Source organism: Novosphingobium sp. SG707, assembly GCF_012275515.1.
Classification (GTDB): domain Bacteria; phylum Pseudomonadota; class Alphaproteobacteria; order Sphingomonadales; family Sphingomonadaceae; genus Novosphingobium.
Genome location: NZ_JAAZQL010000017.1, coordinates 1 through 22,178, shown reverse-complemented (window position 1 = coordinate 22,178; position 22,178 = coordinate 1). Strand labels below are relative to the sequence as shown.

General features: G+C 60.8%; 25 protein-coding genes. 19 read left to right on the top strand and 6 right to left on the bottom strand.

The features are described 5' to 3' along the window. Positions 1-27 precede the first annotated feature (27 nt). From FHW92_RS24515 to pal, 6 genes are all read left to right on the top strand, one after another. Positions 28-564: a YbgC/FadM family acyl-CoA thioesterase gene (locus tag FHW92_RS24515; protein WP_168605921.1), complete on the top strand. Its 537-nt coding sequence runs from the start codon at positions 28-30 to the stop codon at positions 562-564. Further along, entirely contained in the window at positions 561-1,268 is a 708-nt protein-coding gene (gene tolQ, locus FHW92_RS24510) for a protein TolQ (RefSeq protein ID WP_168605920.1), read from the top strand. The genes FHW92_RS24515 and tolQ overlap by 4 nt, the downstream gene beginning before the upstream one ends. A 3-nt stretch (positions 1,269-1,271) precedes the next feature. Continuing rightward, entirely contained in the window at positions 1,272-1,736 is a 465-nt protein-coding gene (locus FHW92_RS24505) for a biopolymer transporter ExbD (RefSeq protein ID WP_168605919.1), read from the top strand. A gap of 4 nt (positions 1,737-1,740) precedes the next feature. Next, on the top strand, positions 1,741-2,751 hold the full coding sequence (locus FHW92_RS24500) for a TonB C-terminal domain-containing protein (RefSeq protein WP_168605918.1): 1,011 nt from the start codon (positions 1,741-1,743) through the stop codon (positions 2,749-2,751). Further along, positions 2,748-4,148, top strand: coding sequence for a Tol-Pal system beta propeller repeat protein TolB (gene tolB, locus FHW92_RS24495; protein ID WP_246870411.1), 1,401 nt, complete (start codon positions 2,748-2,750; stop codon positions 4,146-4,148). Before FHW92_RS24500 ends, tolB begins: the two co-directional genes overlap by 4 nt. Positions 4,149-4,220: 72 nt before the next feature. Next, entirely contained in the window at positions 4,221-4,760 is a 540-nt protein-coding gene (pal, locus tag FHW92_RS24490; protein WP_168605940.1) for a peptidoglycan-associated lipoprotein Pal, read from the top strand. Positions 4,761-4,834: 74 nt separating this feature from the next. Here the strand turns inward: pal and FHW92_RS24485 are convergent, their stop codons facing one another. Continuing rightward, positions 4,835-4,978, bottom strand: coding sequence for a hypothetical protein (locus tag FHW92_RS24485; RefSeq protein ID WP_168605917.1), 144 nt, complete (start codon positions 4,976-4,978; stop codon positions 4,835-4,837). 102 nt (positions 4,979-5,080) lie between these two features. Here FHW92_RS24485 and FHW92_RS24480 point away from each other — a divergent pair, with 102 nt between their 5' ends. Next, entirely contained in the window at positions 5,081-5,623 is a 543-nt protein-coding gene (locus FHW92_RS24480; protein ID WP_168605916.1) for a J domain-containing protein, read from the top strand. A 248-nt stretch (positions 5,624-5,871) separates the two neighbouring features. On the opposite strand, the gene FHW92_RS24475 is transcribed toward FHW92_RS24480, so the two are convergent. Next, complete coding sequence (locus FHW92_RS24475) at positions 5,872-6,732, bottom strand: DMT family transporter (protein ID WP_168605915.1); 861 nt, start codon at positions 6,730-6,732, stop codon at positions 5,872-5,874. Between the two features lie 103 nt (positions 6,733-6,835). On the opposite strand from FHW92_RS24475, the gene FHW92_RS24470 reads away from it, so the two are divergent. Continuing rightward, positions 6,836-8,218: a PLP-dependent aminotransferase family protein gene (locus tag FHW92_RS24470; RefSeq protein WP_168605914.1), complete on the top strand. Its 1,383-nt coding sequence runs from the start codon at positions 6,836-6,838 to the stop codon at positions 8,216-8,218. A 66-nt stretch (positions 8,219-8,284) separates the two neighbouring features. Next, positions 8,285-9,511, top strand: coding sequence for an FAD-dependent oxidoreductase (locus FHW92_RS24465; RefSeq protein ID WP_168605913.1), 1,227 nt, complete (start codon positions 8,285-8,287; stop codon positions 9,509-9,511). Between the two features lie 18 nt (positions 9,512-9,529). Here the strand turns inward: FHW92_RS24465 and map are convergent, their stop codons facing one another. Next, positions 9,530-10,300: a type I methionyl aminopeptidase gene (gene map, locus FHW92_RS24460; protein WP_168605912.1), complete on the bottom strand. Its 771-nt coding sequence runs from the start codon at positions 10,298-10,300 to the stop codon at positions 9,530-9,532. Beyond that, on the bottom strand, positions 10,297-10,521 hold the full coding sequence (locus FHW92_RS24455) for a ParD-like family protein (RefSeq protein ID WP_168605911.1): 225 nt from the start codon (positions 10,519-10,521) through the stop codon (positions 10,297-10,299). Before FHW92_RS24455 ends, map begins: the two co-directional genes overlap by 4 nt. 353 nt (positions 10,522-10,874) lie before the next feature. Between FHW92_RS24455 and FHW92_RS24450 the strand changes: the two genes are divergently transcribed. The 4 genes from FHW92_RS24450 (at position 10,875) to tnpA (ending at position 13,054) form a co-directional block, all read left to right on the top strand. Beyond that, positions 10,875-11,900: a site-specific integrase gene (locus FHW92_RS24450; protein WP_168605910.1), complete on the top strand. Its 1,026-nt coding sequence runs from the start codon at positions 10,875-10,877 to the stop codon at positions 11,898-11,900. Positions 11,901-12,027: 127 nt separating this feature from the next. Next, positions 12,028-12,426 carry a type II toxin-antitoxin system RelE/ParE family toxin gene (locus FHW92_RS24445; protein WP_168605909.1) on the top strand — a complete coding sequence of 133 codons (399 nt, stop codon included), beginning with the start codon at positions 12,028-12,030 and terminating at the stop codon, positions 12,424-12,426. Then, the gene (locus FHW92_RS24440) at positions 12,395-12,727 is read left to right on the top strand and encodes a DNA-binding transcriptional regulator (protein WP_168605908.1); all 333 of its coding nucleotides are present in this window, start codon (positions 12,395-12,397) and stop codon (positions 12,725-12,727) included. Before FHW92_RS24445 ends, FHW92_RS24440 begins: the two co-directional genes overlap by 32 nt. Before the next feature lie 54 nt (positions 12,728-12,781). Continuing rightward, on the top strand, positions 12,782-13,054 hold the full coding sequence (gene tnpA, locus FHW92_RS24435) for an IS200/IS605 family transposase (RefSeq protein ID WP_349237751.1): 273 nt from the start codon (positions 12,782-12,784) through the stop codon (positions 13,052-13,054). Positions 13,055-13,452: 398 nt separating this feature from the next. On the opposite strand, the gene FHW92_RS24430 is transcribed toward tnpA, so the two are convergent. Continuing rightward, positions 13,453-13,926 carry an Lrp/AsnC family transcriptional regulator gene (locus tag FHW92_RS24430; RefSeq protein WP_172249402.1) on the bottom strand — a complete coding sequence of 158 codons (474 nt, stop codon included), beginning with the start codon at positions 13,924-13,926 and terminating at the stop codon, positions 13,453-13,455. Positions 13,927-14,103: 177 nt separating this feature from the next. Here FHW92_RS24430 and FHW92_RS24425 point away from each other — a divergent pair, with 177 nt between their 5' ends. The 4 genes from FHW92_RS24425 to FHW92_RS24410 are packed head-to-tail and all read left to right on the top strand — an operon-like array spanning position 14,104 to position 18,459. After that, positions 14,104-14,766 (top strand): haloacid dehalogenase type II, encoded by a 663-nt coding sequence (locus FHW92_RS24425; RefSeq protein ID WP_168605906.1) that lies wholly within the window; start codon positions 14,104-14,106, stop codon positions 14,764-14,766. A gap of 60 nt (positions 14,767-14,826) precedes the next feature. Continuing rightward, a complete protein-coding gene (locus FHW92_RS24420; RefSeq protein WP_168605905.1) occupies positions 14,827-15,873 on the top strand; it encodes a phosphotransferase in 1,047 nt (348 codons plus the stop codon). Beyond that, on the top strand, positions 15,873-17,195 hold the full coding sequence (locus FHW92_RS24415) for an aminotransferase class III-fold pyridoxal phosphate-dependent enzyme (RefSeq protein ID WP_168605904.1): 1,323 nt from the start codon (positions 15,873-15,875) through the stop codon (positions 17,193-17,195). The genes FHW92_RS24420 and FHW92_RS24415 overlap by 1 nt, the downstream gene beginning before the upstream one ends. Positions 17,196-17,253: 58 nt before the next feature. Then, entirely contained in the window at positions 17,254-18,459 is a 1,206-nt protein-coding gene (locus FHW92_RS24410; protein WP_246870410.1) for a heparan-alpha-glucosaminide N-acetyltransferase domain-containing protein, read from the top strand. 183 nt (positions 18,460-18,642) lie between these two features. Here FHW92_RS24410 and FHW92_RS24405 read toward each other — a convergent pair whose 3' ends face one another. After that, a complete protein-coding gene (locus FHW92_RS24405) occupies positions 18,643-20,070 on the bottom strand; it encodes a carboxylesterase family protein (RefSeq protein ID WP_168605903.1) in 1,428 nt (475 codons plus the stop codon). Between the two features lie 703 nt (positions 20,071-20,773). Here FHW92_RS24405 and FHW92_RS24400 point away from each other — a divergent pair. Next, positions 20,774-21,100 carry a hypothetical protein gene (locus tag FHW92_RS24400; RefSeq protein WP_168605902.1) on the top strand — a complete coding sequence of 109 codons (327 nt, stop codon included), beginning with the start codon at positions 20,774-20,776 and terminating at the stop codon, positions 21,098-21,100. 104 nt (positions 21,101-21,204) lie between these two features. Further along, positions 21,205-21,336, top strand: a complete 132-nt coding sequence (locus FHW92_RS26175) for a hypothetical protein (RefSeq protein ID WP_282599827.1) — start codon at positions 21,205-21,207, stop codon at positions 21,334-21,336. Positions 21,337-22,178: the final 842 nt, after the last annotated feature.

Sequence of the window (22,178 nt, the reverse complement as noted above, 5' to 3'; positions counted from 1 at the left end):
AAGGGCGGGCTAGTTTGCGCGACAATTATGAACGCCCTGCCTCTCCCTCCTTCCGGCTGCTTCGCCACGGACGATGATGGCCCGCTGCATCTCTATGCGGTGCGGGCCTATTTCGAGGATACGGACCTGTCGGGCGTGGTCTATCATGCCAATTACCTGCGCTGGTTTGAACGCGCGCGTTCCGACATGCTGCGCCTGCTGAACGTGGATCAGCGCGCCGCGCAGGAGGCGGGCGAGGGCGCCTTTGCGGTGGCGGATATGGCGATCCGTTTTGCCGCGCCCGCGCGCCTTGACGATGATGTGCTGATCGAAACGCGGATCGAGGAATTGGGCGCGGCCAGCATCCGGCTGGTTCAAGCCGCGTTCAGGCGGGCCGGTGTTGAGAAAGGCGCCGTTCAGAAAGGCGCGCTGCTGGCGCAGGCAACCGTGCGGGTGGGCTTTGTCGCCCCCGATGGACGCCCCCGCCGCCAGCCCGCCCCATGGCGGTCCATCTTTGCCCAGTTTCTGGCCGGACATGCTCCGGCATCGCTTGATTTATGCCCCAACCAACCGGGAACCCCATGACCGACCTCGACCTGCTTGCTGCCGCTGCCGGCTCTACCCATCTCGATCCCGTCAAGCTGTTTCTGGACGCCGATATTGTCGTGCGGGTGGTGATGGGCGGTCTGGTTCTGGCCAGCGTTTGGGTGTGGACAATTCTGCTGTCCTTCGGCTTTCGCATGGCATCGCTGCGCCGACAGTCGGAGGCCTATGAGGGCGAATTCTGGAAATCGCGCGATATCGACGCCTTTCAGGCCGAGCGCGGCGGTGGCAAGAATGCCGATCTGCCGGTGGCCAAGGTGGTCAGCGCGGCTCTGGCCGAATGGCGCCGCTCGGCCACGGGCAAGATCGACCGCTCGGGCGCGCGCCAGCGCCTCGCCTCGGTGATGGACAGTGTGGTGGCGGCTGAGGCTGAATCTTTGGCTGACCGGCTGAATTTCCTCGCCACGGTCGGTTCGGTTGCGCCCTTTGTCGGCCTGTTCGGTACCGTTTGGGGCATCATGAACAGCTTTTTCCAGATCGGTCAGCAGCAGAATTCTTCGCTTTCCGTCGTGGCGCCCGGCATTTCGGAGGCTCTGTTCGCCACCGCCATCGGCCTGTTCGCGGCCATCCCGGCGGTGATCGGCTACAACCGCTATTCGCATATCGTGAACAGCTTTGAATCGCGCCTCCAGCGCTTTGCCGACCGTTTCCATGCGAGCCTGTCTCGCGAGCTGGACGGGCTTTGATCCATGGCGATGGGCATCCATAAATTCTCCAAACGGCGAGGGCGGGGCGGCCGCGCGCCGATGGCCGAGATCAACGTCACCCCGCTGGTCGACGTGATGCTGGTGCTGCTGGTGATCTTTATGGTCACAGCGCCGCTGATGAAGGCGGGCATCCCGATCACGCTGCCCGACAGCCGCGCCAAGCCGCTGGACCAGACGCCCAAGCAGGTGACGATCACGATGAATGCCGAGGGGCGCGTGTTCCTCGATGATGATGAACTCTCGCCGGGCGAATTGGCCGAGCGCGTGGGCAGCCTGCCGCGCGGGGCCGATGGGGCGATGCCGCTGGTGACGCTGCGCGCGGACAAGGCGCTGGACTATGGCCGCGTGGTGGGCGTGATGGGTGAATTGAACCGCGCCGGGATCACCGCCATTTCGTTGGTGACAGTCGCGGGCGGCGCCCCTGTTGAAACGGCAAAGAAGCCCTGATCCCATGTCGCTGGCCCAATCCTATCATGGCCGCAAGGGTCTGAACCGGGGCGAGGCGATTGGCCTTGGCGTTGCGGTGGTGGGGCATGTGGCGCTGGTGGCGGTGCTGGCCTTGCAGCCCTCCGCGCCGCCCTTGCCGCGCCCGCAGCGGATGCAGGTGACGCTGGCCGATGATGTGGCCAAGGAGGCGGTTTCGACCAGCCGCGAGGAAGCCGCGCCCGATCTCGCCCCGCAACTGGGCGAGGCCCAGCCGATGGCCGCGCCTGAGCCTGTGCCCCAGCCTGCGCCCAAGCCCGTTCCAGTCCCCGCGCCGCCGCCAAAGCCTGTGCCGCAGCCCCAGCCTGTGCCGAAGCCGCAACCGGCCCCTCCGCCGCCGCGTCCGGCTCCGCAGCCCCATCCGGTACCGCCGCCCAAGCCCGTGCCCGCGCCGCATCCTGCGCCTCAGCCCAAACCGCAACTCGCGCCGGTTAAACCCGCGCCCGCCAAGCCGACTCCGGCCAAGGCGGACCCGATTTCGGCGGCGATTGCAGCGGCCCATGGCAGCAAGGCGCCCACCGCTAAAGCTGAAGCCAAGACCGAGGCCGCCAAACCGGCCACCAACAAGCCCGCAGGTGGCAGCCGCATCGGCGTCGATTTCCTCAAAGGCTTTGGCGCCAGCCCCGCAGGCAAGGCGCAGACTCCGCCCGCTGCCGTGATCGGGCCTGGGGTCAAGGCCGCGCTGTCAGGCGCGATCAGCCGCCAGTTGAAGCCGCATTGGCGCGTGCCGCAGGGGGTGGAAACCGATCAGTTGGTCACGATTCTGGCCTTTGATCTCAACCCCGACGGCACTTTGGCCGGGCCGGTCACGGTGGTCCGTCAGGAAGGCGTGACCGCCAGCAACCATCCGCAGGCCGGGCTGCATCGCGAAAATGCGATACGCGCGGTCAAACTTGCGGCACCTTTTCCTTTGCCGCCCGATCTCTATGAAGCATGGAAACATGTGCAATGGCGTTTCGACAGGAACCTGTCCCAATGATGATGCGTAAATTCTCTTACGGGCTTCTGGCTGGTGCGGCCTTGATGGCTGCCGGCGCGATTCATGCCCAGACCATCGCCCCTGCCCCGGTGGTGACGCCCACCGCTGCGCCGCCCGCCGCCGACAATGGCGTGCTGACGGGCACCGTGTCGGATGACACCGCTTGGCAGAGCCTTGGCATTGCCATCCCCAGTTTCGCCACCAATGCCGACGTGCCCACGGCCGCCAGCGCCGGGTCCACGGCGCAACTGGGCCGCGCGATTGCCGAGGTGATCACCGGCGACCTGAAAAACAACGGCCTGTTCAAGCCCACCGGGCCGAACAGCCTGCCGCCGATCCCGATCATTCAGGTGCTGACCCCCGATTTCCCCACGTGGAGCACGCGCGGGGCCGAAATGCTGGTACATGGCAGCGTCTCTGCGGCCAGCAACGGCAATCTGGTGGTGGGCTGCTATCTGTATGATGTCAGCCTGCGCCAGCAACTGGTGAAGGCGACATGGGAAATGGCGCCGGGCGACTGGCGCCGGGCCGCGCATAAATGCGCCGATACGGTCTATTCGCGCCTGTCGGGGGAAAGCCCGTTCTTTGACAGCCGCATCGCCTATATCGCGGAAACCGGCCCCAAGGATCACCGCATGAAGCGGTTGGCCATCATGGACAGCGACGGGGCGAACCATCGGTTCATCACCACCGGGCAGGCCATGGCGCTGACCCCGCGTTTCTCGCCCGATTATCGCAAGATCGTCTATCTGTCCTATCTCAACGGTCGCCCGCGCATCTATGTCTATGACGTGGAAAGCGCGAGCCAGAAGCTGGTGGCCGAAACCGGCAATCCCACCTTTGCCCCGCGCTGGTCGCCCGACGGCAAATGGATCCTCTATTCGATGGCCAGCGCGGGCAACACGAACATCTATCGCGTCTCGGCCAATGGCGGGATCAGCCAGAAGCTGACCGAAACGCCGGGGATCAATGTGGGCGGCTCCTATTCGCCCGACGGCAGCAAGATCGTGTTTGAAAGCGATCGAGGCGGCAGCCAGCAGATTTACGTGATGAATGCCGATGGCAGCAACCAGCGCCGCATCAGCTTTTTCGGCGGCCGCGCGGCCACGCCCGAATGGAGCCCGCGCGGCGACCAGATCGCCTTTACCCATATCGCGGGCAATCTGCGCATTGCGGTGATGGGTGTTGATGGCGGCGGGATGCGCTATCTTACCAATTCATGGCAGGACGAGGCGCCGACATGGGCGCCCAACGGCCGCATCATCCAATTTTTCCGCACCGAAAAGGGCACCGGCAAGACCAGCATCTGGCAGGTGGATCTGACGGGGCGGAACGAACGGCGCTTGCCCACGCCGGTCGATGGGTCGGACCCTTCATGGGGGCCGATTCGCCAGTAACGGGCCCGGTTAGTCTATCCCTCCAGTCACCGTCCCTGTACTCACTACCCCTGTAGTCAAGGAGAAGACATGATGCCCTCCATGCTCAATACTCGCCTGCTGAGCGCGGGTGTTCTCGTCAGCGTGAGCGCGCTGGCCCTTTCGGCCTGCTCGCCCAAGCCGCCCAAGCAATTGCCGCCCGAACCCGGCCCGCCGGTGACCAACACCACCCCCGCCCCCGCGCCGATGGTTCCGGCAGGCCCGACGCCGGGTTCGCAGGCCGACTTCCTCGCCTCGGTCGGCGGCCGTGACACCATCCATTTCGCGCTGGACAAGTATGACATCGACCAGATTTCGGCCGATATCCTGCGCGTTCAGGCGGGCTGGCTGCTGAAGTATCCGGCCAAGAAGGCCACCATCGAGGGCCATGCCGACGAACGCGGCACCCGCGACTATAACCTCGCCCTTGGCGAGCGCCGCGCCAACTCGGCCAAGGCTTTCCTAGTCAGCCTGGGCGTCGATGCCTCGCGCCTGACCACGGTCAGCTATGGCAAGGAACGCCCGGTTGACCCTGCCTCGACCGAGGAAGCATGGGCGAAGAATCGCCGCGCCGTGACCGTCACCATCGACTGATCGGGCGACCATAGGTCAGACAGAACCCCGCGCCGGAGCGATCCGGTGGCGGGGTTTTGTTTTAACTTGGGTTTTTAGCGTAGAATAACCGGCGCATAGTGCGCCATCGCGCGCCAGGGGTGATGTCCGTTGGCGCTGGCCATGCCCGGCGCCATCAGCGCACAGGCGGCGCTGGCGGCAATGGCGATCATGCTGGCAAGGGCGAGTTGGCGGCTCATGGGGCGGGCGCTTAAGCGAAAAAGCCTGCGATTGCAATGCGACATAACAAGCAGCCTTTGCGGGCACTTGCGTAGAGGGCGCGGTTTTGTCAGTAAGCGCGGATGGCTCGTGCAGGTCGATCATCGGATTGGGGATTCCCGCGCTGGCGTGGCTATGAAAGTGGCCGCGAGGCTGCGCAGGTGCGCCTGTGCGACCGTGCCGGATGCAGCGAACCGGGCAATTGCCCCGCGCCAAAATCGCCCAACAGCCCGGATCGCTGGTATTTTTGCCAGACCCATGCCGCCGAATACAATTCGGGGTGGGACTATTTCGCGGGCCTCGACAAGGAAGAGGCCGAGTCGCGCGAAAAGGCGGAACAGCAAACCAACGCGGGCTATCGCGAATCGTCCTACTACGGATGGACCGGATCGGGCGACGGCACGCGCAGCCGCGATGAAATGCGCGCGCTCGAAGTGCTGGAGCTGGAAAGCGACGCCGATTTCGACGCGATCAAGAAAGCATGGCGGACCAAGGCCAAAGAGGTCCACCCCGACGTGCGTCCCAATGACGAAGAAGCCGCCAAAGCCTTCCGCAAGCTGCAACTGGCCTATGAGGTGTTGCGCGCCGCCGAGGAGCGGCGGTCGTGGAAGGGGAGCGGGATTTAGGGGGATTATGCCTCCAGCGGGTTAAGGGCGGGGGCCCTTAACAATCCCGATATTGTCGATGTTGCGCGATGGGTTCGGCCTTTGGTGTCGGATTTGAGGTTTGAATTTTAGAGCCTGCGGCGCTTTTTTGCGTGAGGCCGCCGCGCCGCAGGCCTTATTCCATTGCCTGCGGCGCGGCGATCTCAATTCAAAACCCCAATAATGTGATTGCAAAGGGACCGAGTCCCTTTGCCCGCCGGAGGCATAAATCAGGCAAACCTCCTCGCCCCCGCCACACAACCCACCACGGCCCCCACGGCCACCAGCATCGCCGGCGCAATCGCCTCATGGAGAAACACCGCCGCAAGACCCAACCCGAGGAACGGCTGGAGCAATTGCAATTGCCCGACCCGCGCGATGCCGCCCAGCGCCAGCCCGCGATACCAGAAGATGAAGCCGAGCAGCATGGTGCAGACCGAGACATAGAACAGGCCGACCCAGCTTGGCGCGCCGACCGAGGCCATGCTTTGCGGCCATGTGAGTACGGCCAGCACGGCGGCCAGCGGGGTGCAGATCACGAGCGCCCAGCAGATGACCTGCCATCCCCCCATTTGCCGGGTCAGCACGGCGCCCTCGGCATAGCCCAGCCCGCAGACGATCACGGCCACCACCATCAGCGCATCGCCCACCGGCGAGGCGGCAGCATCGTGCGAGAGGGCATAGCCCGCCACGCATCCCGCACCCAGCAGGGCAAAGAGCCAGAAGATTGCGCCGGGCCGCTCGCCCCCGCGCAGCACGCCGAACAGGGCGGTGGAGAGCGGCAGCAGCCCGACGAACACCAGCGAGCGCGCCGCCGAAATTTCCTGCAGGGCGATGGCCGTCAGCAGCGGAAAGCCTACGACTACGCCGCCCGCGATCATGGCCAGCGAGAGCCATTGCCGCCCGCGCGGCAGGCTTTCGCGCATGGCCACCAGCATCAGCGCGCCAAGGCCGCCTGCAATGATCGCCCGCGCCGCAGTCAGGAACAGCGGGGTAAAGCCGACCACGGCCGCGCGCGTGGCGGGCATTGACCCGCTGAACAGCGCGACGCCGATCATCCCGTTGATCCAACCTCTTCTGATATCCTGCATGACAGCCTCCTTGAGGCCATCGAATAAGGCAGGCGGGGGGCTTGTGCCCAGATACAGTATGATACAGATTGTATCATCTGTATCGCTTCAAAGGCCAATACACATGAGCGCTCCCACGCGCATCGAAATGGTGATCGACACGATCCGCAGCCGCATCGCCTCGGGCCTGCTGGGCGAGGGGGACAAGCTGCCCTCGGTGCGTCAATGCGCCGCCGCGCTGCATGTCTCGCCCGCCACGGTGGTCGAGGCCTATGACCGGATGGTGGCCGACGGGCTGATCGCGGCAGTGCCCAAATCGGGCTTTTTCGTCGCCCGTCTGGCGACCCCGCCGAAAGGCCCGGCGCAGAATGCTCCGGCGCGGCCCGCCGAAATCGACCCCTTCTGGGTCTCGCGCCAGTCGCTGGACGCCGATGCGGAAACCGAAAAGCCGGGCTGCGGCTGGTTGCCGCCCGACTGGATGCCGCAGGATGCCCTGCGCCGCGCGTTGCGCGTGGTGGCGGCCGACCCTGCGCTCCTGACGCTCTATGGCTCAACGCGGGGCGAACCCAGCCTGCGACGCCAACTGGCGCTGGCCATGGCGGGCGAGGGGCTGGCGGTGCATCCCGACCATGTGCTGCTGACAGGTTCCGGCACGCAGGCGATCGACTTGATCTGCCGCCTGATGCTGCGCCCGGGCGATGCGGTGCTGCTCGATGATCCGTGCTATTTCAATTTTCAGGCCCTGCTGGCCGCCCACAGCGCCCGCGTGATCAGCGTCCCCTATGGCCCGCATGGCCCCGATCCGGCGCAGTTCGAGGCGATTGTCGCGCGTGAGCGGCCCCGGCTCTATCTGACCAATTCGGCGCCGCATAATCCCACCGGCGCCTGTCTCTCGCCCCAGATCGCGCACCGCCTGCCCGCGATTGCCGCCGCGCATGGCATGGTGATCGTCGAGGACGACATCTTTGCCGATTTCGCGCAGCAGGTGCCGCGCATGGCGGTGCTGGACGGATTGCAGAGCGTGATACGCATCGGCAGCTTTTCCAAGACGCTCTCGGCCTCCTTGCGCTGCGGCTATATCATGGCGCGGGGGGATTGGATCGATGCGCTGTGCGATCTTCAGGTCGCAACCGGCTTTGGCGGACCCAGCCCGCTCTCGGCGGCGGCGATTGCGCATGTGCTGGTGGGCGGGCAATATCGCAAGCATATCGATGGTTTGCGGCGCAGGCTGGCGGGCGCGCGCGCGGAATTGACCGGGCAATTGGTCGCCATGGGCCTGCGGGTCTGGGGCCATCCGGTGGGGGGCTTCAACCTGTGGTGCGCCTTGCCGCCGGGGCAGGACAGCGCGAGGCTGGCGCAGGCCTGCCGGGCGCGCGGAGTGGTGCTGGCGCCGGGCAATGTGTTCAGCCCCAGCCAGAGCGCGGGCGCCTATCTGCGTTTCAACGCCGCGCAGACCAATATGCGCTCTTTGCGCATCATGGCCGAGGAAATGGCGGCGATTGAATAGGCCGACTGCATTTCCGATCACGCGACAGATTGACCTTGGCGCGCTTTTCGTCAAACCACACGTTCCATGGATAAAAAAGACATACTGATCGTGGGCGGGGGACACGCCGGGGCTCAATGCGCGATTGCGCTGCGTCAGGGGGGCTTCACCGGCTCCGTGGCGATTTTGGGGCGCGAGGTGGAACCGCCCTATGAACGCCCGCCTCTGTCCAAGGAATATTTCGCGCGGGAAAAGACTTTCGACCGCCTCTATATCCGCCCCGCCGCCTTTTGGGAGGAAAAGCAGATCGAACTGCTGCTGGGCCGCGAGGTCGTCTCGGTCGATGGCGAGGCGCATCAGGTGGCTTTGGCCGATGGCGACGTGATCGAATATGGCCGTCTGGTCTGGGCGGCGGGCGGCGATGCGCGGCGCCTGTCGTGCGAGGGGGCTGATCTGCCCGGTGTCTATGGCGTGCGCACGCGGGCCGATGCTGATGCGCTGATGGCCGAGGTTGACGCGGGGGCGAAGAATTTCGTCGTCATCGGCGGCGGCTATATCGGGCTTGAGGCCGCCGCGGTTCTCTCGAAAATGGGCCGCCATGTCACGCTGCTCGAACTGGCGCCGCGCGTGCTGGCCCGGGTGGCCGGGCCGGAACTGTCGGCTTTTTATGAAGCCGAGCACCGCGCCCATGGCGTCGATCTGCGCACCGGCATCAGCGGCGTCGAGCGGCTGGTCGGCACGGACAAGGTGACGGGCGTGGAATTGTCCGATGGCGAGGTTGTCCCCGCCGACGTGGTGATTGTCGGCATCGGCATCGTGCCGGCGGTCGGCCCGCTGATTCTGGCCGGGGCGGCCGGGGCCAATGGTGTGGACGTGGATGAATTCTGCCGCACCTCGCTGCCCGATGTCTATGCGGTGGGCGATTGTGCGGCCTTTGCCTGCGACTTTGCCGAAGGCGTGGTGATGCGCGTCGAATCGGTCCAGAACGCCAACGATCAGGCCTCTTGCGTTGCCAAACATATTCTGGGCGAGGAAAAGCCCTACCACGCCTTCCCGTGGTTCTGGTCGAACCAGTATGATCTGCGGCTGCAGACGGCGGGCCTGTCGGTGGGCTATGACCATACGGTGCTGCGCGGCGATATGGCGGCGCGTTCGTTCAGCGTGGTTTACCTGAAGGCTGGCCGTGTGATCGCGCTCGATTGCGTCAACAACGTCAAGGATTACGTCCAGGGCCGCAAGCTGGTCGAGGCGGGGGCGACGCCCGATGTGGCCGCCTTGGCGGACAGCGGCGTGCCTTTGAAGGAACTGCTCTAAAGGGGATGGGCGCGCCGGTTAACGGCGCGCCACCTTTTCCTCAGGCCGCAGCGTCAGCACGCGCACACCTTGCGCCGTGACCGCCACGGTATGTTCAAATTGTGCCGACAATTTGCCGTCGGCCGTCACCACGCTCCAGCCATCGTCGAGCGTTTCCACCCTTGCGCGGCCCTCGTTCAGCATCGGCTCGATGGTAAAGACCATCCCCTCGCGCAGGGTCAGGCCGGTGCCGGGGCGGCCGAAATGCAGCACCTGCGGATCTTCGTGCATTTCGCGCCCGATGCCATGGCCGCAATAGTCGCGCACGATCGAATAACCGGCCTTTTTGGCATGGCGCTCGATCGCATGGCCGATATCGCCCAGCCGCGCGCCGGGGCGAACGCTGCGAATCCCCTGCCACATCGCCTCATAGGTGGTTTTGACCAGCCGCCGCGCATGGGGCGCCACATGGCCGATCATATAGGTTTTGGACGAATCGGCGATGAACCCGTCCTTTTCCAGCGTGATGTCGAAATTGACGATATCGCCGTCGGCCAGAATATCGCCATCCGAAGGCATCCCGTGGCACACCACATGGTTGCGCGAACAGTTCAGTACATAGGGGTAATTATATTGCCCCTTACTGGCCGGGCGGCTTTGCAGCGGGCCGGTGATATAGGCTTCGACCTTGTCGTTGATCTCCATCGTCGTCGCGCCCGCAAGGGGCAGCGTGTCGAGATAGGCGAACACATCGGCCAGCAGGCGACCGGCCTGTGCCATCACCTCGATTTCATCGGCGGTCTTGATCATCCCGCTATGGCCCCGGCCCCCATTGGGCTTAGCGCCGGGTCGACGCCCGCCTCGCGCAATTCGCGCGTCACGATGTCCTGAAAGCTCATCTGGGGGTTCATTTCGCACAGCATGCCGATGCGGATCCAGAATGCGGCCTGCGCGTTGATCGAGCGGCAGGAGACCTTGCTGGCCTTGCGCAATTGCTCGTGCAGCTCATCCTCGATGTTGACGATGCCCATACCGGCTCCTGAATATACGAATCATATATGGATCGTATATCAACCACGCATGACAAAGCAAGGGGCTTGGGCGCGCTTCAGGGATGGTGGGGCTGGGCAACAAAAAAGGCAGGGTTGCCCCTGCCTCGTTTGTTCTGGTGCGGTCGAGATTCGTTCTGACGTCCAGGAATTTCAATAAGATGCTGTAAAATATATATTTTTCTTTACTGATTTTCGCTCGGAATGATCATTTCTGATCCCCTATTGCACCAATTTGTACCATCGCTAGCAAATCTGGCGTTCGGTTTGGACCGAACCGCACTGGACCTCGTGCCGGTGTGACCGTGGTACACATTTGGCACAAAGGTCAGGTCATGGCGACGATTCAGAAGCGAAAGAAATCATGGCGGGCCATGGTCCGCCGCAAGGGAAAAACGGTAACGGCCACTTTCGATACTAAGGCCCAAGCGGAAGCTTGGGCGATCTCAACCGAAGCAAAGATACTCGAAGGCTTCGCCGTAGAGGCCATCGTTCGGGAGACCCTGCCGCCACCAGAAGGTATCCCGATGACGGAGGCCCTGAAACGCTATGCCGACGAAGTGTCCTCGACCAAACGTGGCGCGCGGTGGGAGCAGATCAGGATCAAGGCCTTCATGCGCAACGACAACCTGTTCCAGCGCCCCATCGCCTCGATCACGGGGCCCGACATCGCCGAGTGGCGGAACAAGCGGCTTAGGAAAGTCGCCGCATCGTCCGTGAATCGGGAGCTTTGCCTGCTCTCCAGCGTGTTCACCTATGCCATGAAAGAATGGCACATGGGGATCACCTTCAATCCCTGTTCCTTGGTGACGAAACCGCGCAAGCCGCGCCCGCGAACGCAGCGTATTTCGCTGGAAGATCGCAAAAGCCTCATCGGTCACCTGAACTGGGATGGCAGGAAGGAACCGAAAACCCCATCTCAGTGGGTGGCGTTTGCCCTGTATCTCGCCCTGGAGACAGCCATGCGGAAGGGCGAGATCCTGTCGCTGCAATGGTCGAACATCGATTTCGAGGCCCGGCACGCCTACCTCGAACTAACGAAGAACGGTGAGGAGCGTTATGTTCCCTTGTCAAAAGCGGCAATGTCCCTGCTGCGCATCGTCAAGAATCGCGATCCCGATTTGCCGGTCGTGCCGGTCGCGACCGGCAATTTTGACAAGCTGTTCCGGCTGGCGAGGATCGCGACAGGTTTGAAGCATATTCGTTTTCACGACAGCAGACGGGAAGCAACGACGACGATGGCGCCGAAGCTCTCGAACGTCCTGGAACTGGCGGCAATCACCGGCCACAAATCCCTTTCGATGCTTCACATCTATTATAAACCCAAAGCTGCCGATCTCGCCGCCAGACTGGATGCATAAGCATCGCATGCCTGTTGAAGGTGCTATGGCGACCTTATTCGGCCCACCAGACAGGGCCGCCCCGCAGGTCTTGAAATTGTAGCTCTAAGGACTATACTATGACTTGTTCCGTCGAGCGCGAACCATCGTGACCGTGTTCATGACGAAGGGCTTTGCTCGTTTCGCGCGCAAGGCGGGACTCGCGTCGGAAACCCTTCACGCTGCGGCAACTGACGTCGCGGCCGGGGATCACGACGCGGACCTGGGCGGCGGCGTGTTCAAGCAACGCGTCGCCAGAAGCGGTGGTGGCAGGTCAGGAGGGTTTCGGACGATCATCTTCTTCAGGGTTGGCGGGCACAGCTTCTTTGCTCATGGCTTTGCCAAGAATGAGAAGGCAAATGTAAGCTTGAAAGAACTCAAGGCACTGAAGCAATTGGCGACGGTGTACCTGGGCCTTTCCGAGGACGAGGTAGAGGCCGCTGTCGAGGCGGGCGAATTAATCGAGGTTTCGGACGATGATCGTGAAGGCGAAACGCAAGCGGACTGAAAGTCCGATTCTGGCTTCGGTGCATGAGGCCGCGGCGGGACTCCATCGGATTGGATTCGTCGACAAGTCGACCATGCGCGAGTTCGATGCGCTATGTCTTACCCCCGTCGAGCCGATGTCCCCCGAGGAAATTCGTGCCTTGCGAGCGCGCGAAAAGGTCTCGCAGCCGGTGTTCGCCCATTACCTCAACGTCCGGAAGGACGCTGTCAGCAAATGGGAACGCGGCGAAAAACGCCCCGACGGACCCTCGCTCAAGCTGCTGAATCTCGTGAAGGCGAAGGGGTTGCAGGCAATCACCTAACCGCTGCCCAGGAGAGGAAATGTCGATCGTCTGGGCGCCGAATACCGCTATAAGGTGCTGATCGGCGACGCCCTGTCGAAGGACCACGCGCGTCTGTTCGCCGAGATACCGCCCCACCTCTCGGTCAGCGAATTCGTCCAACGGGCCAAAGGACGCTCGTCGCGACGCATTCAGCAGGAATTCAAGCACATTCGAAAACGGCATTGGGGCAGCGGTTCTGGGCGAGGGGGTCACTTCTCGATCACGTCCGGCAACATCACGGATAACATCATCATGCGTTATCTGGACAATCATACCCACAAAGACGGCTTCAGCCCCTCCACCTGATCCTACCGGCCTCCGGCCGGGTAGTTATGGTAATCTTGCACCCATTTCGCCTCAAAGATCTAATGGCCTCAGCCTGAATTGCGCACTTCGCAATTTGCCATGCATCAGGGGGTCACCCTCTCCGGAACGAATAGCAAGAAGGGGGGACGAACCGGAATGCCGCCTTTGGATTTCTGAACTGGCCAAGCTGCCGATCATTCATCGTCCTTGTATCCAACTCGTGAGCGACAATGGCATTGGACGAACCGGAAGGGCGGTTTTTGGGCGCATGCTTCGAGAAATCTGTCTTTGGGCCAAGCAAGGCAATAGTCTCTTCCTCGATGTCATACCCATTCTTTAAGATTTTTCTCGCGGTTGAGATTTATACAAATTTTCTATATTAATTATTTAAATGGTGGCTAAAAGAGTACGTCTATTGGATAGCAATCCCGATTGATCGGAGTTCCAAGAACAATATAGCTGGAAAACTTGCCTATTCCCGCATCGCTGACCAGCAGGGCTTCCATGATGCTGTGATAGTGACTGACATTGCGTGCGACGATCTTGACCAGATAATCATAGCCGCCCGTCACATGATGGCATTCCATGATTTCGCGAACATCACGGGCGCGCCGGAGAAAGCGTTCGAAATTGGCAATTCGATGCCCTGTCAGCTTGACCTCGGTAAACACCGTCACATAGTCGCCCAGCATCTCCAGCGCGACGCGGGCACCGTAAGATTTGATGTAGCCCAAATGTTCGAGTCTCTTCACCCGCGACAGACAAGGGCTCGTCGACAGACCGACCGCATCTGCCAAGGCAACGTTAGTTGCGCGGCCATGCTCTTGCAGATAGGACAACATTCTGAAATCGATCCGGTCGAGCTTTTCCATCTCATTTCCTATCATGCCGCCGCCGTGCCTGTCTTAGACCCGCAACGCTCTGGTCCGATTTCGTATAAAGACTGCGCGGCAGGATAAAATCCTTCAGACCGTCGCGACAACGGCAGCACACCATGCCGGCCCAAGCCTAACCTTGCCCCTATCAGGAAAAGCAAGGTGGGATCATCCATGTTCAGGCCCAAGTTCATCAGTTTCGACTGCTATGGCACCATGATCAACTTCATTATGGGACCGATCGCGCGCAGGATCTTTTCGGACCGCGTCGACCCGGCGGCCATGGATGATTTTCTCGATTCCTTCCGCGCCTATCGCCTCGACGAAGTGTTGGGCGCGTGGAAGCCGTTCTACGATGTCATCGCCAATGCGGTCGAGCGGGCCTGCATCAAACATGGCGTCCCATATGACGCGAACGATGTTCAGGCGCTCTATGACGCCGTGTCAACGTGGCAGCCCCATGCCGATGTGCCGGGGCCGTTAGGGAGGATTGCCGAGCACTATCCGCTGGTCATCCTTTCCAACAGCATGGTGAATCTGATCCCACACAGCGCGCGTAATATCGGTGTGCCTTTTCATGCCGTGCTGACGGCCGAGGAGGCGGGGGCCTACAAGCCGCTGATGCGTCCGTTTGAATATATGCTCGCTCGGTTGGGCTGTGCGCCCGAAGACATGATGCATGTCTCCTCCAGCCCGCGTTATGACCTGATGACCGCTCATGATCTAGGCTTTGGAGCGAAGGTGTTTGTGGATCGCGGGCATGAGGCGCCGACCGATCACTATGGCGTCACCCGCATCAGGGATTTCAGCGAACTCCCCGCCTTGCTTGGCCTTTGACAAGAGCAACGGCTGCGCGGCGCGCCCGTCGTGCCGCAGCCCATAAAACATAGGCAGAAGATGCTACTTGATCCCACGCTCACCACCCAGCCGCCGCAGCTTACCCCGCAGGACGCGCAAGTCTTGGCGCGGCGCTTCTATGGCCGCGATCTGATGGCCTTGGACCTTTCCGGAGAGCGCGACCGCAATTTCAAAATGGTGGGTCAGGACGGCAGCCAGTATCTTCTGAAAGTATCGAACCCGGCCGAAGCCCGCGATATCGTCAATCTGCAAACCTGTGTTCTCAATTATCTGGCCGGTAAGGCCTCGGGCTTGTCGGTGCCGCGCCCCGTGGCTGCGCTTGACGGATCGTATGAGGTGCCGATCACGCTTGATGACGGACGAGCCTCGATCCTGCGCATGTTGACTTTCCTGCCCGGAATGCCGCTCGGTCAATCCACACGGACGACGGCTCAGCGCCGAGCCCTTGGCCAAACCCTTGCCAGGCTGGATCAGGCGCTGGAAGGCTTCACGCATCCTGCCGCGCAGCATGATCTATTATGGAATGTCGCGGCGGCGCACCGTCTGACCGACATGATCGACAGTATCGCCGCCCCATCAGGCCGCAGGCTGGTGCAGCATTTCATGGCCCGGTATCAAGCCGAAACTCTGCCGCAACTGCAATCGCTGCGGGGGCAGGTGATTCATAATGACTATAATCTTGGCAATGTGCTGGTGAACCCGGTCCAAACCGACCAGATTGCCGCGATCATTGACTTTGGCGATGTCATCCATGCCCCGCTGGTGGGGGAAATCGCCACAGCTGCCGCCTATCAGATGGCCGACGAGGCCGATCCCCTGCTCAGCGCCGCCGAGATTATCGCAGGCTTTCACGAGGTGCTGCCGCTGAACAAGGCGGAGCAGGCGATCATGCTCGACCTTATCACCGCGCGTTTCATGATCACCGTTTTGATCACCGAATGGCGCGCGGCCCGTTACCCGGAAAATCGCGAATATATCATGCGCAACAACGGCCTCGCCTGGGCCGGGCTGGACCATATCGCCGGTCTTTCCCGCGATGAGGCAAGCTGCCAATTGCTGCAATTCTGCCTGTCAGGAGACGAATAATGAGTGTTGTAGACCTGTCCTCCGTCAACGCCTTTATCCCCGGCCAGGTCGAACTGGACCCCCACGAGGCGCACATGGTCGAGCAACGCACGCGCCTGCTAGGCCCGGCCTATCGGTTGATGTATCAAAAGCCGCTCCACTTTGTGCGGGGCGAGGGCGTGTGGCTCTATGATGCCGATGGCCGCCGCTATCTCGACACCTATAACAATGTCGTCTCGTTGGGGCATTGCCATCCCGATGTGGTCGAAGCGATCACCAGACAGGTTGCGACGCTTTGCACCAACACGCGCTATCTGCATGAAACCATTCTCGAACTTGCCGAAGGCCTGCTGTCGACGGTACAGTCTGATCTGTCGCACATGATGCTGACCTGCTCGGGCAGCGAAGCGAATGATCTGGCCTATCGCATTGCCAAGGCGCGCACGGGCGGCACGGGTGTCATCATCACCGAGACGGCCTATCACGGCATTACCGACGCCGTCTCGCAATTCTCCCCGACGCTGGGCGCGGCGGTTCCGCTGGGCGCCCATGTCCGCACGGTCGCGGCCCCCGCCGCCTATCGCAGCGGCCCCCATGTTGTCGAGCGTTTCACCCGCGATGTGGAAGCCGCCATTGCCGATCTCAAGCGCCATGGCATCCAGCCTGCCATGCTGATCGTGGATTCGATCTTTACTAGCGACGGCATTCTGTCCGAAGAGCCCGGCTTCCTGAAGGGCGCCGTCGAGGCGATCCGCCGCGCGGGCGGCATTTTCGTGGCCGACGAGGTTCAACCCGGCTTTGGCCGCACGGGCAGCCATATGTGGGGCTTTCAGCGCCATGGCGTCGATCCCGACATTGTGACGCTGGGCAAGCCGATGGGCAACGGACAGCCGATTGCGGGATTGTTGACGCGCCACGATGTCGTTGAAAAATTCGGCAACAACTCGCGCTATTTCAACACTTTTGCCGGTAATGCCGTGTCATGCGCGGCGGCCGCCGCCGTGCTGAAGGTCATCCGGCGCGACCGGATCATGGACAATGCCCGCGATGTCGGCGCCTATCTGTTGGAGCGTGTATCGGCGCTGCGTTCGCGTCATGAATGTTTGGGCCATGTTCGCGGGGCGGGCCTGTTCGTTGCGGCGGACATCGTTTCCAACCGGGAAACGCAGGCCAATGACCGGGCGCGCACCACCCGCGTCGTCAATGCGATGCGCGACAATGGCGTCCTGATCAGCGCCTGCGGGACGGATCACAATATCCTGAAAATCCGCCCGCCCCTGGTCTTCAGTCGGGAAAATGTCGATCTGTTCGTCGAAGTGCTGGACGAGGCGCTGGCGGTTTGAACCGATGGTCATCTTTGGCACGACGTAAATATTCCGCCCAAAAATATAGGTGAAGCATATGGCGAGCAGCATTTCCGCTCTTTCCGGCTCTGTCGGTATGGTTGCGCCCGAAAAAACGGCGTCTGCGGCGGGTCTCCGGCTCGCCAATATTGATGCGCTGCGAGGTTTCGTGATGGTCATCATGCTGCTGGACCACCTGCGCGAAACATGGTTCGTCAATTATGTGGTGACCGATCCGATCGACGCCAATACGATCCTGCCCATCATAGGCTTTGCCCGCTTTGTGGTGAGCTTCTGCGCTCCGATCTTTGTGGCTCTAACGGGGCTTGGGGTCTATCTTTTCGGCATCAATCATACCGTCGAGGAAACCACCGCCTATCTTTTGAAGCGGGGCTTTCTGCTGATTGCCATTGAGCTGGCTTTTCTCTCGCCGCTCTATTGGGGGATCGTCCCCCAGCCAACTTTCTGGCTGCAGGTGATCTGGTGCATCGGCCTGTGCATGATCGCGCTGTCCCTGCTGATGCGCCTTCCGCGCCCCATCCTGATTGCTTTTGGCCTGATCGTGATCTGCTTCCACAACCTGCTCGATCCGATCCGAATGACTCAAGGCGATCCGCTGTTCCCGCTTTGGGCGATACTGCACCAAAGAGATACGATTGCCCTGCCCTTTGGCTTCGTGGCCAAGACGACCTATCCTATCCTGCCCTGGCTCGGCGTCATTTCACTGGGCTTTGCCATCGGCAACTGGTTTCGGCCGGATGTTGCCGCTGATCTGCGTCAACGGCGACTGCTGCTGCTCGGCTCGGGGATGATCGGACTTTTCATCGTTCTGCGCCTGCTCAACATCTATGGCGACAAACCGTGGCATGTGGTCGATGGCGATGCGATCCGTACCGTTCTCGGCTTTATCTCGCTGACCAAATATCCGCCGTCTTTGCTGTTCCTGCTGCCGACACTCGGCATCGGCGCAATTTTGCTGGTTCTGTTCGAGCGGATCAATGATTCGAAAGTTGTCGCCGCGCTGGCCGTGTTTGGCGGCGCCCCGATGTTCTTCTACCTGCTCCACCTTTCGGTCCTGCGCATTTTCTACCACAGCGCCCTGGCAATCTGGGGGCCGAACAACGGCAAGGCCTTTATGGTGGACAGCTATTACTGGGTGCTGATTTGGTATGCGGCGGCCATCATTCCGCTTTACATTCCCACCGCATGGTTCGCCCGCCTGAAGCGCCGCCGTCGCGACATAACCTGGCTCAAGTATTTTTGAGACCGGTATTTTGATATACATGTAAGGCCGATTTTTACGACGCGCTCATGGCTCGTGAACTTCAGCTGGGAGGGCGGTGATGGAGGCATTTGCCTTCCCCTTGCCGGGCCTAACGCTCGATACGACGGGATGTCACGTCAGCAGGGGCAATAATCCGCGACTATTGCCCCTGTCCGTCGTGACTTATTTGCCCTTGGCCGCGTCCAGTTCGGGGCCCCATGGGTCCTTTTGCGGTTCGGCCTTGCCGCTGGCGGCGAAATCCATGATCTGATCGCCCGCGCGGCTATATTGCGGCCATTGCGGCAAACCGTCGCCATTGGGCGTGCCGGTCTTGGCAAAATTCAGAATATAGCGGCTGATCGTTGCGCCCATGCCATTGTCGCGCGGGGTGGTGGCGCCTTCGTATTTCAACTTTTGCGTGTTGAAAAAGAAGGGGATATCCGTGGCATGGCCCGCGCCCGGCTTGCCAATGGAATCAGCCACATAGGAAAAGCGATATTCCCATACCGGCACGCCCTGATCGGCCAGAGTGCCTGCGATCTGACGTGCGCCCGCGACCATATAGCCGGTCTTGCCGCCGATGTCGGCGCTGGTGGCGCCAATCATCACGGGTACTTTCGCGAACTGACCGGCGGCAAAGGCCTTGGCCGGTTCGACCGCGACCTTGCCATCGGGGAACGGGCTGGAGAAGGTGCGCGGCCCCGGCGTGAACAGCTTCATCATGTTCAGCCCGTCGGTCACGGTTTCGGCGGGCAAGGCACGCAGCTTGGCCAACGCCTGCGGATCGTCAGCCGCCACGCCTTTCGATGCGGCGAAATCGACGCCGGTCTTTTCCACCGTCTGCAACGTGGCGGGCAACAGGCTGGCGCCATTGCCGCCCGACATCACCACAGCGCGCTGAAACAGCCCCTGCGCCATGGGCGAGGTCAGCATCGTGTTGACCGACATGCCGCCCGCGCTTTCGCCGATCAGCGTGACATTGGCCGGATCACCGCCGAATTGCGCGACATTGCGCTTGACCCAATTCAGCGCGGCGACCTGATCCATGAAGCCGTAATTGCCCAGCAGCCCCTTGTCCTCATCCGCCGCAGTCAGCGCAGGATGGGCAAAGGTGCCGAAACGGCCCACGCGATAGTTGAAGCTGACGAAAACTACGCCTTTACGCGCCAGATTGGCGCCCGAATAGGTGGGCGGCGAGGCCCCGCCATTCACAAAGCCGCCGCCATAGATCCACACGATCACTGGCAGCTTGGCCACCGCGCCCGCCGAGCGCCAGACGTTGGCGTAGAGGCAATCTTCGGCCGGCGGTGTGCCAAGCGGAGCGGCATCGCTGGGGAAAGGTAATTGCATGCAATCATGGCCATAAGCACTGGCATCGCGCACCCCCGTCCATGCCGGGGCCGGTTGCGGCGCGCGCCAGCGCAGCGCGCCAACCGGCGCAGCGGCAAACGGAATGCCCTTCCAGCTTGCCACGCCATCGGCAATCGTGCCGCGCAAAGCGCCGGTTTCGATCGTCACCGTGGCCGTCGCATCGGCGGCAAGCGCAACATTGGACAGCGCCAGACCGGGCACAGCCGAAACGGTCAAAGCAAGGAACAGCGGCAGTTTCATAATGTCAGGCCCCTTCCATAGTATTTCTTATTATCGGTATCTTGTCTCCATCAGGCGAGATGGAACGCCATCGATCATCGGTTATGACAGCGATGACATGTACATGCTGGGGCATCCAGAACTTGTCAAAGAATTTGAAGATCCCGGCCGCCGCCGCCGCCTGCGAGAGCGAGCAATGTTTTGCCTGGCCAGGGACGCCCCGGCCTACCATATGGTTGGCCACACCTGACGCGATGACCACCGATTAGGGGCAAGGAATTGTCTCTGGACGCGGTTCAGCACCTGCAACGCTGCGCAGATGGGACATTCAATCGCAGACGTGCGCGGTCCCCCAACATAGTCGACGATCTCAGGATTGAGCGTGGCCGTCGAATCCAGTCGTTCAACTGTCGCCGACACAACCTGAACCTACGCCTGCTTTGGATGGTCGGTCTGGGACCTCTGAATGTCCGGAATTGGGGCGACTGCGGCACGATGCCCAAATCGGCGGCTCGCGCCCATTTATGGACCTTCAAGTTCCGATGATGTACTTTGGTAAGCGGACACGAGGGGGCATTGAAAGAGCATGGCTTTTACGAAACGCCTCATAGGTTTGGTCGGCGTAGCCACTTGCTTGACCGCTTGTTCAAGTGGAAAAGCTCCATTCAGGCAGGTGCAATTCTGTTTGTAAGACGCGCAAGAAATTCCCGAATTTAAGATGTTCATGAACCAGATAGCGCAGGAAAACCGAATGGAGTTCGGCGATCGAAGTGGCCAGACACAAGATGAACTTCAAAACCTTGCTTCTCATGAAAAATCCGTGCCAACAAACGATCAGATCGTTAATGTCAGTGGATATCGAGGTGATTTCAGCTTTGGCGCAGGAAACATGGGTCTTCCTACGCAGCAAATATCAATCGGTTTTGGTGGGGATGACGCCGTGTCTGCTAAAAAATTCGCAGACATGGTAGTACAAAAGCTAGCGACCAAATGGAGAATCCACGAAGTTCCTCATGGTCAAGGCGCACTTCCGTTGTCGAAATGCGATTAGCTACCCGAACGGCTGGAATCCACCATATTCCGACGATAAGCGCCGTTCCGGGCACGCCCGAAAGCCGCCAATCGTCGTCGAAGTTGCGATAGGGGTGCTCTCCGGTGATCGACGCCTACGACTGCTATGTAGCGTTCTTCGGCAACTACCTGCCTATCGGAAAAACAACCGACATGCCGTATATCCTGCGCTATGCAGTTACATCGCTCACCGCTACCGGGAATGCTGCCGATTGAGTCCGAACCTTAGAAATTTCGAGGATTTTTATGATATATTTATTTAAAAATAAATACATAAAAGTGGCTCTTGGGGTGATGTGCCTATTTACATTATTGTTTGGGGTAATAGCTTTGTGCTTAACGATTGATTTTATTTTAAATGGTCCAATGGGGTCATCTTCCGTGAGAGATTTTTTTCAGAATTCCATATTTATTTTGATGATTGTATTTTGGTGGATATTAATTCCTGCAATCATTTTGAAAAATAATTTCAATAATAGGTAGTTGCTGATATACTGGAAGGGGCGAACGAAATCGCAGGGCGGAAATTGGAGCGCAAGAGCCCGGGCGGCGCGAGCGAACGATGCGGCAATCGGGGCATTTCGGTCTATCGGATTACATGAAGCGGTTTTTGGCCGATAGCAGTCCGCTTAAGGTACTGACCGAAGTCTAAGGGCAAAACCCAATCAACCTCTCGAAATTTCACGCACGCATTGATTCAAGCGGGCGGCAAACGCCCAGTTACGGACGTCATAGCGCTGTCAGATTTAGGTACTGCTGCTCGCACCTGACCGGCGATTGTTGATCTTGAGAGAGTATGTTGCTGATCCACTCGATCAATGCTGGCAGCGTCTCGGCTTCGATACGCTCACGCGCGACCCTCGCTTGATTACTCGGCACCGAGCCCGCCCGGACATACAGCCTTTCATGAGGTATATTTAGGTTCGCCGGCCAGAAATGAGCGTCGAACAGCTTGCCAGGGCTGTAACGGCCCGATTGAGGCCGCCTGACGATGTTAAGCGACGTCGTTATTGACGTCGTTATGTACGTCGTATGCGGTGGAGGCTGTTTTGGTGGTT